This is a genomic window from Desulfovibrio sp. An276 (assembly GCF_002159665.1).
Classification (GTDB): domain Bacteria; phylum Desulfobacterota; class Desulfovibrionia; order Desulfovibrionales; family Desulfovibrionaceae; genus Desulfovibrio; species Desulfovibrio faecigallinarum.
The window spans coordinates 25251-40639 of sequence record NZ_NFJC01000003.1; the positions used below are offsets into that span (position 1 = coordinate 25251).

General features: G+C 57.5%; 12 protein-coding genes. 8 read left to right on the forward strand and 4 right to left on the reverse strand.

Features of this window, described 5'->3' with window-relative positions; translation table 11 throughout:
• Positions 1 to 82: 82 nt before the first annotated feature.
• The 5 genes from B5F76_RS02840 to B5F76_RS02860 all read left to right on the forward strand — a co-directional run bounded on the left by B5F76_RS02840 (position 83) and on the right by B5F76_RS02860 (position 5386).
• Positions 83 to 685 carry a TetR/AcrR family transcriptional regulator gene (locus B5F76_RS02840; RefSeq protein ID WP_087350777.1) on the forward strand — a complete coding sequence of 201 codons (603 nt, stop codon included), beginning with the start codon at positions 83 to 85 and terminating at the stop codon, positions 683 to 685.
• Positions 686 to 782: 97 nt separating this feature from the next.
• The gene (locus B5F76_RS02845) at positions 783 to 1148 is read left to right on the forward strand and encodes a hypothetical protein (RefSeq protein WP_087350779.1); all 366 of its coding nucleotides are present in this window, start codon (positions 783 to 785) and stop codon (positions 1146 to 1148) included.
• Positions 1149 to 1386: 238 nt separating this feature from the next.
• Complete coding sequence (locus B5F76_RS02850; RefSeq protein ID WP_087350782.1) at positions 1387 to 2514, forward strand: tetratricopeptide repeat protein; 1128 nt, start codon at positions 1387 to 1389, stop codon at positions 2512 to 2514.
• 92 nt (positions 2515 to 2606) lie between these two features.
• On the forward strand, positions 2607 to 3974 hold the full coding sequence (locus tag B5F76_RS02855) for a S1 family peptidase (RefSeq protein WP_144268373.1): 1368 nt from the start codon (positions 2607 to 2609) through the stop codon (positions 3972 to 3974).
• Entirely contained in the window at positions 3971 to 5386 is a 1416-nt protein-coding gene (locus tag B5F76_RS02860; protein WP_087350787.1) for an SrfA family protein, read from the forward strand. The genes B5F76_RS02855 and B5F76_RS02860 overlap by 4 nt, the downstream gene beginning before the upstream one ends.
• 65 nt (positions 5387 to 5451) lie before the next feature.
• Here B5F76_RS02860 and B5F76_RS02865 read toward each other — a convergent pair whose 3' ends face one another.
• The 4 genes from B5F76_RS02865 to B5F76_RS02880 all read right to left on the reverse strand — a co-directional run bounded on the left by B5F76_RS02865 (position 5452) and on the right by B5F76_RS02880 (position 8073).
• Positions 5452 to 5865 carry a tetratricopeptide repeat protein gene (locus B5F76_RS02865; RefSeq protein ID WP_087350790.1) on the reverse strand — a complete coding sequence of 138 codons (414 nt, stop codon included), beginning with the start codon at positions 5863 to 5865 and terminating at the stop codon, positions 5452 to 5454.
• Position 5866: 1 nt separating this feature from the next.
• A complete protein-coding gene (locus tag B5F76_RS02870; RefSeq protein ID WP_144268374.1) occupies positions 5867 to 6292 on the reverse strand; it encodes a hypothetical protein in 426 nt (141 codons plus the stop codon).
• Between the two features lie 59 nt (positions 6293 to 6351).
• Positions 6352 to 6828 carry a hypothetical protein gene (locus tag B5F76_RS02875; protein WP_087350798.1) on the reverse strand — a complete coding sequence of 159 codons (477 nt, stop codon included), beginning with the start codon at positions 6826 to 6828 and terminating at the stop codon, positions 6352 to 6354.
• Positions 6829 to 7062: 234 nt separating this feature from the next.
• Complete coding sequence (locus B5F76_RS02880; protein WP_087350802.1) at positions 7063 to 8073, reverse strand: helix-turn-helix transcriptional regulator; 1011 nt, start codon at positions 8071 to 8073, stop codon at positions 7063 to 7065.
• A 520-nt stretch (positions 8074 to 8593) separates the two neighbouring features.
• Here B5F76_RS02880 and B5F76_RS02885 point away from each other — a divergent pair.
• From B5F76_RS02885 to B5F76_RS02895, 3 genes are all read left to right on the forward strand, one after another.
• On the forward strand, positions 8594 to 9379 hold the full coding sequence (locus B5F76_RS02885) for a glycine zipper domain-containing protein (RefSeq protein ID WP_087350805.1): 786 nt from the start codon (positions 8594 to 8596) through the stop codon (positions 9377 to 9379).
• Between the two features lie 106 nt (positions 9380 to 9485).
• Positions 9486 to 12638, forward strand: coding sequence for a virulence factor SrfB (locus B5F76_RS02890; RefSeq protein ID WP_087350810.1), 3153 nt, complete (start codon positions 9486 to 9488; stop codon positions 12636 to 12638).
• Between the two features lie 61 nt (positions 12639 to 12699).
• The gene (locus tag B5F76_RS02895; RefSeq protein WP_087350814.1) at positions 12700 to 15369 is read left to right on the forward strand and encodes a virulence factor SrfC family protein; all 2670 of its coding nucleotides are present in this window, start codon (positions 12700 to 12702) and stop codon (positions 15367 to 15369) included.
• Positions 15370 to 15389: the final 20 nt, after the last annotated feature.

The following is a 15389-nucleotide window of genomic DNA, read 5'->3' on the forward strand; positions in this document are numbered from 1 at the left end:
TCGATCTTGGTTGATTATACAGTCGATACAGAAAATTCATCTGCAAGCTCTTGAAATAAGGCTTGCAACCCTGGAGCGCACGATGGCAGTGAGCAAAAAGGAAGCCCTTCTTCAGGCCGCGAAGGATCTCTTTGGCGAATGCGGCTACAATGAAACGACCTTCAAAAAAATTGCCGAGCGGGCAGATGTGGCCATGGGCCTCATGACGCATCATTTTGGCAACAAGGAGAAGCTCTTTTTGGCCTGTGGCCTGGATGTGCTGGAAAACTTCCACAAAAAACTGAGCGAGGCCACAGCCAGCGCCGAAAACGGTATGGCTGCGGTGTACAACTACTGCAAGGCCTATCTGGACTTTTCCGTGGATCCGAGCACCAACTGGCTTGTGCTTGTGCGCTGCTCGCCCTATTCGGACATGAAGACGTCCGCAGATCGGGACATCATGATCGAAAAGTTTGTGCAGATCCATCAGGTCCTTATCTCTGCCCTGGAAAGGGGCCTTCAAGATCACTCCATAGCCAAGGTGGACCCTGTGCAGACCGCCATCATCATTGTCTCGCTCATGGTGGGCGTGAACAGAACGCGTGTGCTCACACCCTACGCGCCGGACAACTTTTACGAAGAGGCTCTGAACTTCGTGGTGCGCGCAGTTGCTCCGCGCCCCAATGAGACAGGTGCCCAGAAATAACATTTGAAAAAACACTGCACTCCTTGCCTGCAGAGCCGAAAGAACGCTTTTTTCGGCCTGCAGGCTTCTTTGTTCAGGCAATATCGGGGGGAAAACGATGAAAACTCTTCTTGCGGGCCTTCTTCTGGCCCTTGTCCTTTGTATTCCCGGGGCTGTTCAGGCAGCCGAAAGCAAAAGTACCGTTGCGCAAATAAGCAATCTGGAAGACACTGAAACAACCCGGGTGCAGGGAGAGCTCAAGTTCAACCTTGAGAAACGTACCTGGGAGTTCACCCAGAACGGCAAAAACAAGGCCCTTGCAGACGATACTGTGCGCGTGAACACCTCTCTCGGCGAAGTGTACGTGGACGAGGAAGGCAATATCTATCTCATGTCCAAGGACGAGAGCGAGCCGCCCCTGTGCATCTCAACGGACGCAGAGGGCAACATCTATCTGACCAGGGCCGACGTAAACGACGAGTAGGTCCAAGAATGCGGGGAGCTATGGGCGCAAGGCCCAGGGCTCCCTTTTTTTGGTCTACGCCCCAGATTTCCAAAGACCCGGATTGTATCCGGCTCGAACTCTTCTTCCTCTTGGAAAGCGTTTGGAAAACACCTATACTCAAGGCGTGCCGGACCAGGGAAAACTTGTATGAAAAGTCCCCTCCCTTGAGGCGGCACATGGTTTGCCGACGCAGCACAAGCCCCGAGGAGGCAAGGACATGCAGGCAACAATCAGGCTTGATGGGGGACAGGGCCGGGATCGCGGCGTCATTGTGGTACGCGAGGCCCCAGTCGTTTCCGGTCCCCTCTTCTTTACCCTGCAGCGCTTTCCGGACGGAAAATATCTTTCTGCCGACTCTCTCTGGCGCTCTGCCAGAGACGCCTTCCGCAGCGACGACTACAGGCAGAAAGGTGGTACACTGAGTATTCCCATTGGTCCGGACATTCTCTACGAGCTCGACAGCGACACAAGCTACCGCATGTCCATCAACGACAGCGCTTCCTTTACACTTGTTGTTGAACGAAAGATCTTTACAGCCCTCCAGGGCAAGGCTGCTCTTGAGGAATACCAGAAACTCCACCAGGAAAGCGGGGACAGAGGGGAAAATGACACTAGGGACGACTCTGTCCGCCAAACACACCATGGCCCTGGCTGGCGAGCCCTGCTGATCCCCATTCTTGCCCTTGTCCTGTGCATAGGCCTTGCCTTGCGCCAATTTTCCCGCGACCAAATCTTCCCGTTGCAGGACAAGGCCATAAGCCTTACTTCTACTCCCAGGGATGGGCAGGAAAGCACGAGCTTAAGGACAACAAGAAGCGTGAGTGCCTCCACAATGGAAAACGTGGCGCGCATACTGCCCCAGACTTCCTATTTTACCTTTGAGAACGATTCGTCTTCCCTGGAAGGCGCAACTCCCCCTTCCCAGGATATTCAGGGCTTTTTGTCTGGCAAGGCCGGTACGGTAGAATCGTTCAGCCATACTGTCAGTGAGTATTTGCAAAGTTCGTTTGTCTCCTCGGATCTGAACGTCCTTTTGGCAAAGCGTGTGCGCGTGGAAGGAGCCCCGCAAGAGGAAACGGATACGGCCTTTGAGCTTTTGCAGGACGCGGCCAATGATGGCAATACCGAGGCCATGTATATGCTGGCCCAGTACTACGATCCCCTCTCTCCCCTGCCCCATGGCAGTGTGGAACAGGATCCCTGCCTTGCCAGGGAGTGGTACATGCGCGCCAGTGAAGGCGGTCTTGCCAAGGCCTCCCTCGCCTGCGACGAACTCAAAAACTACATCGCGCGCAAGGCAGCCGAAGGAGACAGGAAGGCACAGAACATCCTGAGCTACTGGTAGGTAACACAGGGGACAACGAATCCTCGCCCCGGGCAGACCAGTCAGACAGCAAGACATCCCGAAATACAAACCCTACAATGCCGGAGTGTTCCATGGCAGAACAAGAGCAAAAACAGAGTCCAGAAGCCCAGCCGCAACCTCCCCAGGATGATCAGCGGGCAAGCCAGCAGCAGGGTCAGGAAAATGCAAAAGATGCCCATGAAGGCAATTCTTCCGAGGCTGGCGCAGGCACTGCCGCTGCCGCCACTACTGCCGCAGTCGCAGCCCCCTGGTACGCCCGGGCACCCATCTGGATAGTCATCCTCCTTTTGCTGGCCCTTCTGGCCGATCTGGGCTGGCTCATCTACCAGAAATACAATGCCGAAAAACTGGAAACGGCCAGGCAGGAAAGAAATCTTGCAACCCTCAAGGCCTACAATGACGCCCAGGAAGAGTATCTGAAAAAATTGCGCGCACTCCTTCAGGAAGACCCCTGTGCCATTCCCGCACGTCTTGCGCAAATCGAGCCCCCTGCAGGCACAGGACTGCCCGTCCTGCCAGGGGATGGCAGCCATGACGGCAAGGCAGAGGATGCAGGACTTTCCGGCACGCAGGAAAAATCCGGACAAACGGAGCAATCGGGACAGACCGGGCAGTCCGAACAATCTGGACAATCTGGACAAAACGGAAAGTCCGGGCGCTCGGGCGAGCCCCTGCAGATTCCCCGCGATGCAGCACCTGAAGCCGCTGCTCCTGCCACACAGGCAAAAGAGCCTGCCACGAATATGTCCCCCAAGCGCCTTGAGGCCAGGGAGCCAGCCAATGTGGCCGAACTTCTCGAGCAGAACACAGTGCTCATCCTGGCCCTTGTGGGCAAGGGCGTTTCCATGGGTACGGGCTTTTTCCTCGCCCCGGACACCATCATGACCAACGCCCATGTGGTGGGCAATGCAACAGAGGTTGTCTACATCAACAAATTCGTGGGTACAGTGCGCGCGGCAAGCGTACTCTTGCGCGTGCGCGAGCAGGGCCTAGACTTCGCGGTTTTGAAGACCCGCGAACCCATTCCCGTAAAGCCTTTGAAGCTGCAAAAGGATCTGGTCCAGAAAATGGAGCGGGTGAGCGCCTGGGGCTTCCCGAGCGCAGTCATGTCCGACGATCCGAAATTCCTGGGGCTTTTGCAGGGCAACATGCAGGCAGCGCCCGAAGTTGTCTACACGGAAGGCTCCGTCAACGTGGTGCTGAACAGAAAGCCTCCATTGGTCGTGCACTCTGCCACTGTGTCCCAGGGCAACAGCGGAGGCCCCCTTGTCAACGCTGCAGGTGATGTGGTGGGCATCAATACCATGATCAAGCTTGACGACCAGTCCTACAGGCAGTCCTCCCTGGCCATCCCCTCCACGGTGATTGCCGCCTTCCTCGAGGCCAACAAGGTGTCCTTCACGCCAGCCAAGAGCCAGGGTACGGGAGGTGCAAAATGAGCATTCTCTTTGCCACAAGCCAGCGCAACGACATGCGCCCCCTGGCCTTCCAGGGTATCTTTGCTACCAACTGCTACGATCAGCTGCGCGCCTACCTTGCCCAGAACGAGGAATTTCTGGCTGCCCGCGGCATGCCCAACGCAGCCTCCTTCCTGGCAGAGCCCATGCACGACGCTTCCGGTGCCATCGACTGGTACGCGGAAGGTGACGTCGAGCCTGTTCCCTTCTCCTCTCTCGGAGAAGTGGAACAGCAGATGGTGATGGACACGCTCAACAACTACGCGTCCGCCCTGCAGGCCCTGCTTGCCAAATCACAGGGAAACGGCATGGCTGAAGGCCTTTTGCACGAGGCTTTGCAACATCCGGGTCCCGACGATCTCTATGTCCAAAACGGCGCCCCCATCCTCATCAACTGGGGCTTTGCCCCTGGCGTGCAGGGAGCTGTTCCCCAGGACATCATGCGCCTTGGCGGCATTGCGGCAAGCCCAGTGGCAGCAGCTGCTCCCGTGGCAGCAGCTGCTCCTGCAGCAGCCCCAGTGGCTGCAGCACCCGTAGCGGCTCCTGTGGCAGCCTCCATCTTCCCCGGCTGCCTGTCCTGGCTTTTGCCCCTGGCACTTCTCCTTCTCCTGCTCTGGCTCCTGCTGGCGGCTCTTGGGCATCTGCCCTCTCCCTTGCCGTCCAGCTGCTTCCGCCAATCAGTTAGCATGGACAGCGAGCTTTTGCGCAAACAAAGCCTTGAAGACGATCTTGCACGCCTTTTGCGTCAGCTGGATGAGCGCGCTGCTTTGTGCGTGCCAAAAACGCCTCCCAAGGAAGACCTGCACGCGGAGCGCAAGCCCGTACTTCCGGATTTTTCCACACCCGTGCCAGAACCAGAACCCGAAATTGTTCCCGAGGAACCCGTGACTCCGCCTTCCTTTGGCGTAGCCCCAGTCATTCCCGAGGAACCAAAGGCTGAGGCAAAGCCGGAGCCGAAGGTTGTTCCGAAGCCGGAACCAAAGCCCGAGCCAAAGCCTGAACCAAAGCCTGTGCCACGGAACAGCAAGATGGAAATCCCCAAGGACGCTGCCAAGAAAAAGGACCTCACCTTCCTTGAGGGTTGCTGGCGCTCCAAGACCGATCTCTTCAACACCAGAGGCGAGCCCATCGAGGGCGAGTACTGCTTCAACAAGAACGGTACAGGCCGCCGCTTTGTCTACGAGAAAAACGGCCAGCGCTGCTCGGGTGCTGCCAGGGCGCGCTTCAGCGGCAACAGGCTGATCATTGAGGCACCCGAGGCATCCTGCCCGAGAGGCGGAGGCTATGTGGCCCAGGACGTAACCTGCACGGGTTCCGAGTCCTCCACCCAGTGCCGGGGCCAGGAACACAGCCGCAATCGCAACAAGTGGAAGGCGACGTTCTTAAGAAAGTAACAGAAAAAAGGGCATCGCGAACAAGTCCTGTTCGCGGTGCCCGCATATCAGTCTGCAAGATTGTGTCACGGCGAGGTACACAATGCATTGCAGTGCTCTATGGCCTTTTGCACGCCCTGGGAGCCTGCGCGCCGCATCCAGTAGCAGCCTTCCCTGAAATCCGTCATAACTCCCTCGCCATAGAAATACAGCCAGCCAAGACCGTATTGCGCAAGAGCGTGGTTTTGTTCGGCTGCAAGCTTCCAGTACTCCATGGCTTTCCTGTGGCTCTTGGGAACACCAAGGCCACTCTCGTACAATCTGCCAAGCTCGAATTGCGCCTGCGCGTTGCCCTGGGCAGCTTCCTGCCTCATCAGCGCCAAATCCGGAATCTGTACCTGGCTTGCCGGAACATAGTCCCTGACGACCAGTGTCCTTCTCTGTCCCGCGCAGCCTGCAGCAAGACAAAGCACACACAGAACACACAATATTTTTTTCATACTACAGTGAGACCGAGTCGACAATATTTGTTGTATACGATGTATTTTTCTTGTATATAACAGCAAAGAATATCAATATACTTTGATGTTTTTCGTCTTCGCCAACAATAGTATTTATTCTTATTCCGTCTTTTTGAACCAATTGAAGCTTTATTTTTATATCTTTATTTTTGTATACACTATATGTCATACTGGATTCACTGATATCATCCGGTATCCCTGCAGCATCGAGAATTTCCTGCTTTGTCGTCTTTCCCTCGATTATTGTCAGATCAATGTACTGCACTTCAGGAACAGGAACAGTGTTGTGCTGAACGTCGGATTTCCTGAGCGTATAGCACGCAGACAACATGAGGGAAAAGGAAAGAATCAGACAGAGAGCCACCATCCTTTTGGCAAGCATCTTTTTCTCCATGAAAAGCATCATGGTATCCGCCCACAAGGGATATGGACGGATACCAGCATTCTACGCTCAAGATATGCAGCTTACTCCACGTTATAGCTGCTGACCATGTCGAACTTGTTGAAGCGCACCGTGAGCTTTTTGGGATTCCTCGGGAAGGCCTTGTCCACAGAGGATGTCGCGACCGAACCAGCCTGCATTGAGGCGTCCGCTGCCACAAGGCCGCCCGCCATGCCGCCGGCCTTTATACCGGCAAGGGTCGCGCGGCTTGTTCCTTCTGCGACAGCGGCCGAGGTCGCGCTTTGGGCTACGCCGGCAGCAACGGAATTGCCTTTCGCGGGATCGTACATGTATACCCAAACGTCGCCGCTCTTCCTCTTTTTCACGGATGTGGGCTCGCCGTAGATCTTCTTCACCTCCGCCTTGGTGGTCTTGCCGACGACAAGATTCTTCTGTAGACCCTCCTGCGAAAGCGAGCTTGACGTTGTCATGCCGGCAAGGCACCCTGTGAGAAGCAAAGCACAGCAAAGTGTGAGCGAACACATACGAAACAGTTTCATGATCTTCCTCCTCCATAAGCGAGTGATGGATGACGCGGCCCGGGCAACTTTCCCCAAAGCATGCCTATCCGGGCCGCGTTTTTGTATCAGGGCAAACCTTTGCGGGCATGGCCCCGAACACTTGTCGTACACATGGCCTTGCGCCATTCCGAAAAAAGGGCGCAGCCCAAGTCCCCCCTTGTATGGGGGCATTTTTTGTTTTGCGCAAAACTGGCGGCTGTCCAGTTCTCTGAACTATTCCTCGTCCTGCGAGGCTTCGGAAAGAGCGCTGATGTCCAGAATCTCGGCCTCCTCGCCGAATTGCCTGGCCCAGCGGACAACTTCCATGGGCTCTGCCACAGTCACCTGGTAAAGAAGCGCGCCTCCTGGCTCTTCGCGCTTCACGTCGCTTGCGTGCCACTGCCGCTCGCGCACATAGTGGGCTGCCTCTCCGCGAAAGCGTACAGTGACAGTGTGCGTGTCGGCACCTATGAAGGCCCCGAAGGCATTGCGCTTCTTTCTGGCAAAGTCTCCGTCATCCCCGGGCTTCCAGTTCACGCTGATACCTGTGGCCTCAACCCTCGCCATGCGGCTCAAACGAAAGACCTTCCACTTGGCTGGTATCTCGTCCGCAGTCCTTGCGTAGAGGTAGAGAGTCCTGTCACGCATGTAGATGTAGCGCGGGTCCACCTCGCGCCAGCGCTGATCCCATGTCCCGCTGCGGGTGTAGAGGATGCGCGTGCGCTGCTGCGCAAGAATGCAGTCGCGCAGGGTACTCCAGATGATCGCCTTGACGCCCAGGGTCGAGGTCACCATGGTCTCGAAACTCTGCGACATCTCGTCCCTGAAGGGCGTGGGCAAACCACCCACAAGCTTGCGCCCTGCCTCCACTGCCATGGCCGCGAGTGTTCCATCTCCTGCCTGGCACAACTGCTCAAGTGCGATCATGAGTATGAGACGGTCGGAAACGCTCAGGCCTGTAATGGGGGTAAGCTTGTCCTCGGTGATGCGAAACCCCTTGGCCTTGCTGTAGACAAACTTGAAGCCGACATCCTCCAGGGCAGCCTTGTCCTTGTAGAACTGGCTGCGGCCAATGCCGAGCTTGTCGAGCAGCGTGCCCAGCTGTTGCAAGGGGTCCTCGCGCACAGCCTGCGCCAGATACAAGAGCCTGCTCACCCGGGAACTTTCCTGGGTAAGCCCGCATGCCTTCACGTCATTTCTGTCGTCGGCAAAATGGGGGAACTGTTTTGCGGGATTCTTGTCCACGACCTCTACTCCTCAAATATGTGAATCACCTTGCCACTATGCTGTTCTTGTGCAAGGCATGCAAGCCCCTTTTCTGGCCTGATCCACAGATGTGTGGACAAGATTCTTCACAATGCCAAAATTTCTCTCACAAGCCCTTTCTCTTTCTGCCATCCCCCTTTTGCCAGTCCATGCCAGTGTGGAATGAAAAATTTTTCCGTCCCACGCGAGGCCACGAAAAGGTACTCTTTTTAGTCCGAGTTTCCGTATTGCCGACCATATGGCTTCCAAAGTCAGAGCAAAACGACACCAGTCCACAACTGTGTGGACCCTCTCCCCTTTACTCGCATCACTTTTTGAGGAAAGAACATGACAGGATTCCAAAAGCAGGACATTTTTTCCTGTTTTGCAAAGTCCGGATTGGGGGACGTGCTGCTATACACTTGCCCGCTTTCCTGCTAGATTTTGCCTGTCCCCTTTCACGAGCAGGGAAAAGCGGCTCCTGCTTCACCCAACTCTCCACCTTCGAGGATATGAGACCATGCGTACCCGTTTTCTCATCCCGGTCCTGATTCTTTCCCTTGCCCTTCTGGCGCCAGGCTGCGCCAGCAAATACGGTGACCAGATCACGAAGGTCAACTACTACCCCCAGTGCTACCAGCCAGTTTCCGATCTGCGCGCAGACGAAAACGCAGTCGCCAAATCCACTGCCACTGGTGCCATAGGTGGTGCCCTTATTGGCGCTGCCATCGGCGGCCTTGCCTCCGGAGACTGGAAGGGTGCCCTTGCCGGCGCTGCTGTTGGTGGTGCCGGCGGCGCAGTTGCAGGCCACGCCTACGGCAAGCACAAGCAGCAACAGCGTGACGCTGCCTATATCGCCCACTACGCCCAGATGCTGGACGAGGATACGGCCAGCATGAACCGCACCACTGCGGCCGCCAGGGTGGCAACAAACTGCTACAACACGGAATTCAAGCGCCTTGTGGCCGACTACAAGGCAAAGCGCGTTACCAAGGAAGAGCTGAAGACCCGCTACGAGGAAATCCGCTCCGGCCTGCAGGAAATTTCCTATATCCTGACAGAACGCTACGATCAGATGCAGCAAAAGGACGCAGAATACCAGGCAGCTCTTGCCTCCGACTACACCGCGGCCCCGTCCGTGACCCCGAAGAAGGCCTCTGCCAAGAAGAAGCAGAGCATTGCCTACAAGTCCTCGGCCCGCAAGCAGGCAGCGCAGGACATGGCTGATCAGAAGAACGAGATCACGAAGAGCACTGAATCCCAGGATCTGCTGGTAAGCGCCATCATGGAAGGAAGCTACATCTAGCCTCCACCCTCTTTCGGGAGACGGGAACTGTCCCGTCTCCCGTCCTGTTCCGCATCACAAAAACGCCTAGGGCAAGGGACAATTTTCGCCCCGATGAGGTCACGTCATGCCCATCAAGTTTCCCAAGTACAACCACCTTGTCAATCTTATCCCCGGGGGATGCCTGCAGTTTCTGGATTTCGGCATCGAGCTCGAAAGCATAGCCCGCGAGTCCCGCTCCTTTGCCGAGGAGACCCTGCCTGAGGCGCAGCAGCAAAAGTACCCGCACTTTCTGCGCTGCCTTGTCAGCCAGGACGACGTGCTCATTGACGCCCGCGAGGCCAGGGGAACGGCAGACGACGGGGTGCAGCCCAGGGCTCTCTACGAAAACTACACCATCACCCTTCCCGAGGCCCTCGAATGCTTCAGCCACGAGTGGCTGCCCATGCCCTTTTTGCGCATGACAGGCCAGATGTGGCCGGACGGGCTCTCCCGCGTGGAAAAGGGCCCCTCCAACTGGGCACGGGGCATGTTCCTGCCCCTGGACGACGATCCGAACATTTGGCATTTGTGCGTTGCCTTCGACACAAAGGTGGAGGACAAGCCCAATACCCCGGACGGGCGCTACTTTGCGCTTTCAAGGGACGATCTGAACGCGGCCTCTGAATTTCTCCTTGCCTGGCAGGTGCGCGACAACAGCTGGTTTGTGAACGAGCAGTGGGTGGACGAGTGGCTCTTGCAGCTCTACACGGCCCACGAGCGAAAACTGGGGCGTTTCGAGGACGACTACGGGGAAAAGTTCTACTTGAAGCATATTGCCTCCTACATGACCTGGCTCGACGCAGCGAGACGGGCCATGAACAACGTGCACGTGAAGGTGTCCGACGCCAACAGATCCGACGCCATAGACGTGGACCTTATCCTGGACATCGGAAATTCCCGCACAACAGGCATTCTTGTCGAAACTTCGTCCAACAAGAAGACCGATCTGAACGACAGCTACCTGCTTGAGTTGCGCGATTTGAGCAATCCCAACCACATCTCCACGGATCCCTTTCAGACCAGGGTGGAATTCGTGGACATGAGCTTTGGCAGCGACATGCTCTCGCGCAGGTCCGGCCGCAGGACCCCGGCCTTTGCCTGGCCCTCCTGCGTGCGCGTTGGCCCCGAGGCCGTGCGCCTCTCTACCTACGCCACCTGTGCAGAGGGCAATACGGGCATGTCCAGCCCAAAGCGTTACCTCTGGGACGAGCGGCGCTGGACGCAGAGCTGGCGCTACAACACCGGCACCAACACCGAACCCATGGTCACCCGCGGCCTTTTCCCGCGCCAGCTCAACGAGGAAGGAACCCCCCTTGCCTGTTTCAGGGACAACCAGCTGCGCCGCTACCTCTCGACGCCTGCCCTGCGTCAGCAAAAGCCCGATCCCCTCTTTGGATCCTATTTTACCAGATCCTCGCTCATGATGTTCATGGCTGCGGAGATCCTGACCCAGGCACTCATCAACATCAATTCCCCTGCAAGCCGCAACAAGCGGCTGCTCTCGGACAAGCCGCGCCATTTGCGCCGCATCATCTACACTGTGCCCACTGCCATGCCCGTAGCCTCCAGGCGCATCCTTGAGCGCTGGGTCAACCTTGCTGTCCACACGGTCTGGGCAGGCCTTGGCTGGAATGCGGCAAGGGAAAGGAGCGCCGACGACTTCCACTACCAGACGCCGCCCGAGGTTGTCTGCGAATGGGACGAGGCGAGCTGCTCCCAGCTTGTGCTGCTCTACAACGAAATCATGGTCAAGCATGTGGGCGACGCAAGCCAGTACTTCAATCTCTTTGGCAAAAAACGCCAGGTGAAGGGATGTGACGAGCCCATGCCCTCTGTGCGCATAGCCTCCATAGACGTTGGCGGCGGTACAACGGATCTGTCCATAACCACCCACGTGCTCACGTCCGGACCCTCGGAATCCGCCCGCATCGTGCCGCACATGGAATTTCGCGACGGCTTCAACCTGGCAGGCGACGAAATCGTGCGCGAAGTAGTGCGCACCATGGTCATTCCTGCCCTGGAAAAGACCCTTGAAAAGCACGAGTTGGCCCCACGCAACGTCATCCTCTCCCTCTTCGGTCGCTACACCCAGAACAAGACCGAGGAACAGCGCGTGCGCCAGGGCCAGTTTGTGCGTCAGGTGGCTGTCCCGGCAGCCCTTGGCATACTCCACGCCTGCGAGCTCATGGACAGGGACGACTCCCGCGTCTATGTCTGCAGGCTGGGCGACTTTTTCGAAAAGCCAGTCCAGGAGACAAAGGTCCGCAAATCAGCAAGGAACGAAGCAGAGCAGGAAACAGGGGATGCTTCCGGGGAAAATGCCGAGGACAGCGGGCGTATTTCCTATGTTCCGGACCAGCTCTCGCCCCAGCCTCAGCGCAAGGTCATGGAGTACGCGCAAAACATTTTGCGTGACTGCGGGGCCAGAGAGGACATCGACCTGGGCGAGGTGCGCCTTGTCTTCTCCCTGGACGCAGTGAGCGAGTGCATACGCAGGACCCTTGGAGACACGCTTTCGAGCCTGTGCGAGATGGTCAACCTCTACGACGCGGATCTTCTCCTGCTCACCGGACGTCCCAGTTCCTGGAAGGGCGTCATCCAGACTGTCCTTGCCAAGACACCACTTCCGCCAAGCCGCGTCATAGCCATGCGCTCCTACAATGTGGGCAGCTGGTATCCTTGCGCGGACCTTTTCGGACGCATAGCCGATCCCAAGACCACTGTGGTTGTGGGCGCCATATTGTGCGCACTTTCTTCCGGAAATCTGGAAGGCATCAATTTCGACGCAGCGCGCATGCGCATGACCTCCACGGCCCGCTATGTTGGCGAACTCAATCTGCAGGGACAGCTTGAGGCGGCCAAGGTGTGGTTTGTTGTCAACGAGGACGGCAGCGTGGAGCCAGAAGAGCAGACCATCACCTACCACAGCCCCATCACCGTGGGCTACCGCCAGCTGGCAGTGGATCGCTGGCCTGCCTCCGCCTACTACAAGCTCGACTTCCAGGACAAGACAGGCCATGGTCCCTACAAGGTCAAGGTGGCTCTTTCCCGCGACGAGTCGAGGAACAGGCCGCAAAACGACGAGGAGCCGGCCCAGGCCGAGGGCACCATCATCGTGCGGGAAATTCTCGGACCCGACGGGCGCATCATTCCGCCAAGGTTCATGCAGGCAAGTCTGCAGACCCTGCCGAGCATAGACGGCTACTGGCTTGACTCCGGCATCATTACAGAGAGCTAAAACAACCGTGAGCCAGAGACGACAATAGTCCGAATTTTTCCGAACACGCGGGAGAACATATATGGCAATGAGAGACAAGGACAGGGAACTTGCCCTGTTGTGCCAGAAATGGGGCCAGTCCGTGCGCAATGCCGAAAAATGGCTGGACGACAACAGGGACAGCGTTGGCGGCGAATGCGATCTGCTCTGCAAGAACATGCGCGCCCAGGCAAGGATGTACAACCGCCTTGCCACAGCAGCCCTGCGCAAGATGTGCGTGGGCGTCTTCGGCCCCAGCCAGGCTGGCAAGAGCTACCTCATCTCGGTTCTTGCCAAGGACAGGGAAGGCAACCTTGTGGCGGACTTCATGGGCAAGAGGATCGACTTTATCGAGGAGATCAACCCCCAGGGCGGCAAGGAGTCCACTGGCCTTGTCACACGCTTCACCACCACGCCCCCGGAAGGCACAACGCCGGACAAGCCCGTGCGCCTGCGCCTTTTTTCCGAGATGGACCTTGTGCGCGTCTTTGCCAACACCTACTACGCGGACTGCGACCACAAAAAGCCCCCTGTCCTCGAGGATATCGTCTCTGCCTTAAAGAGTCTGGAAAAGCGCTCAAGCGACAAGCCCGTGTGCGGGATCACGGCAGACGACGTGGAGGATTTGCGCGAGTATCTGCAAAAGAACTTTGCCTCGCGCCCGCGCCTTCAGACTCTTTCCCTTGTGTACTGGACAAGGGCCATGGAGCTTGCCCCGCGCCTTGCCCTTGTCGACAGGAAGGAACTTTTCGGCCTCATCTGGGAGAACATCCCGGAATTCGACAGCTACTTCTACACCCTGGCAAAGGCCCTGGAAAACCTTGACAACCCGGCAGAGGTCAACTGTCCCCTTGAGGCCCTTCTGCCGCGCTCAAAGAGCATCATCGACGTGGCCCTGCTCGCCCCGGACGCGCAAGGTGCGGACGAGGAGCTGGAAATCTCTACCCTTGATGGCAAAAGCCTCAATCTGCCACGCCGCCTTGTCACTGCTCTTACAGCAGAGCTCACCATCTACATGCCCCATGAGCCAGACGCGTTTTTTGCCCACACGGACCTTCTGGACTTTCCGGGCTACAGGTCGCGCCTGAAGACCAACGATTTGCGCGAGGCCCTGACAAGCCCCGGCGCCCTGGAAAAGACCTTCTTCTTGCGTGGCAAGGTGGCCTATCTCTTCGAGCGCTACTGCGACGAGCAGGAACTCACGAGCATGCTCTTGTGCATAGGTCCGAGCAACCAGGAAGTGCAGGATCTGCCGGGCGCCATCAACAACTGGATTTGCCTCACGCAAGGCGAGACACCCCAAAGCCGCAAGGGGCACGCCCCCACGCTCTTCTTCATCCTGACCAAGGTCGACATGGAGTTTGCCCGCAAGCGCGGCACGGAGTCCGGGGACAGCGACAATGTCAACAGCTGGGACATTCGCCTTGCCTCCTCGCTCACCAACTTCTTTGGCGCCCAGTACGACTGGCCCGCCAACTGGGACGGCAAGCCCTTCCGCAACGTCTTCTTGCTGCGCAACCCGAATTTCCTCTGCGATGCCGTCTTCACCTTCGACAAGGACGGCCGCGAGACAGCCATACGTCCGGACATGCGCGAGACAGTGGAAAAGGTGCACAGCGACTTTCTCCACTCCGAGCTTGTGCGCGACCATTTCGAGGATCCGGAAGAGTCCTGGCAGGCGGCCATCAAGCTCAACGATGGCGGCATCGAACTCTTGCGCAAGAAGCTTGCCCCAATCTGCGATCCGGATCGCAAGTACAACCAGACAAGGGACAGGGCCTTCGAGCTGAGCGCAAAAATTGTTGCCCGCCTTGAGCCCTACTACCGCGCGGACGACATGGACGAGCGCAAGAAACAGAAGGAAAAGCTCGCCAAGGAACTTCTGACTACCCTGGCAAGAGTTGTTTCCCGCCAGCAGTTCGCCGACTTCCTCTCGCGCTTCCTTGTCAGCGACTACGACCTCTACAAGATGGCAGCCGAATGCGCGGAAATCCCGGAAGCGGACGAGGAGAGCGACGCCCCACAGCAGACCGTGGTGGGCACTGCCATGGACGCGGACGATATCCTGGGATCGCTCTTCGGGCCCGGACCGGACCTTGACGCAGGCGTTTGTGCAGACGAGGGACCAACGGAAAGCGTCAGGGAGGAGAAGGCGGACACGGACCAGGTTTCGGTCTTCTGCCGCAGGGCAGTGAATCACTGGTTCGAGACTGTCCGCGCCCAGGCCGAGATCCCCTACCTTCCAAAGATCTATAATGTCACGCCCGACTTTCTGGACGCCTTTGCCCAGGAGCTCATTTTGGGAGCGCGCCACGCTCGCCTGCTCGACGAGATGCGCGAGGCAGTGCGCAAGATAAGCTCGTTTCGCAACATCACCCGCGAGGTTGCTGCCTGGCGCATGGCAAGCGAGGCTGCCTACCGCATCAACAGCTTTGTGTCCTGGCTTGGACACGACGCGCGCATTGGGCAAAAGACTGCCATCGTCTACAACGGCACCATGCAGGAACTCTTTCCCCCGGCCAGGCTCGAGTTTGGCGAACACGGGGAACCCATTGTTCCTGCCCAGCAGCAGCAATACGACAGATCCTATTCCATGAGCTGGCTCATGGCCTTCTTTGACAGCGTAACCGCAAGCCTCAATGAACACGGGGAAGACTTTGACCCTGTGCAGAACAAGCGCCTGGGCGCCATCATAACCAGCCTGAAGCTCTGATCCCCCTGTAACCAAGGCCA

What these genes read in the sequence shown, in the direction of transcription:
- B5F76_RS02895 (WP_087350814.1), top strand. Translation starts at nt 12,700, where the DNA reads ATGGCAATGAGAGACAAGGACAGGGAACTTGCCCTGTTGTGCCAGAAA.
- B5F76_RS02870 (WP_144268374.1), bottom strand. Translation starts at nt 6,292, where the DNA reads ATGATGCTTTTCATGGAGAAAAAGATGCTTGCCAAAAGGATGGTGGCT.
- B5F76_RS02885 (WP_087350805.1), top strand. Translation starts at nt 8,594, where the DNA reads ATGCGTACCCGTTTTCTCATCCCGGTCCTGATTCTTTCCCTTGCCCTT.
- B5F76_RS02855 (WP_144268373.1), top strand. Translation starts at nt 2,607, where the DNA reads ATGGCAGAACAAGAGCAAAAACAGAGTCCAGAAGCCCAGCCGCAACCT.
- B5F76_RS02860 (WP_087350787.1), top strand. Translation starts at nt 3,971, where the DNA reads ATGAGCATTCTCTTTGCCACAAGCCAGCGCAACGACATGCGCCCCCTG.
- B5F76_RS02850 (WP_087350782.1), top strand. Translation starts at nt 1,387, where the DNA reads ATGCAGGCAACAATCAGGCTTGATGGGGGACAGGGCCGGGATCGCGGC.
- B5F76_RS02875 (WP_087350798.1), bottom strand. Translation starts at nt 6,828, where the DNA reads ATGAAACTGTTTCGTATGTGTTCGCTCACACTTTGCTGTGCTTTGCTT.
- B5F76_RS02865 (WP_087350790.1), bottom strand. Translation starts at nt 5,865, where the DNA reads ATGAAAAAAATATTGTGTGTTCTGTGTGTGCTTTGTCTTGCTGCAGGC.
- B5F76_RS02890 (WP_087350810.1), top strand. Translation starts at nt 9,486, where the DNA reads ATGCCCATCAAGTTTCCCAAGTACAACCACCTTGTCAATCTTATCCCC.
- B5F76_RS02845 (WP_087350779.1), top strand. Translation starts at nt 783, where the DNA reads ATGAAAACTCTTCTTGCGGGCCTTCTTCTGGCCCTTGTCCTTTGTATT.
- B5F76_RS02840 (WP_087350777.1), top strand. Translation starts at nt 83, where the DNA reads ATGGCAGTGAGCAAAAAGGAAGCCCTTCTTCAGGCCGCGAAGGATCTC.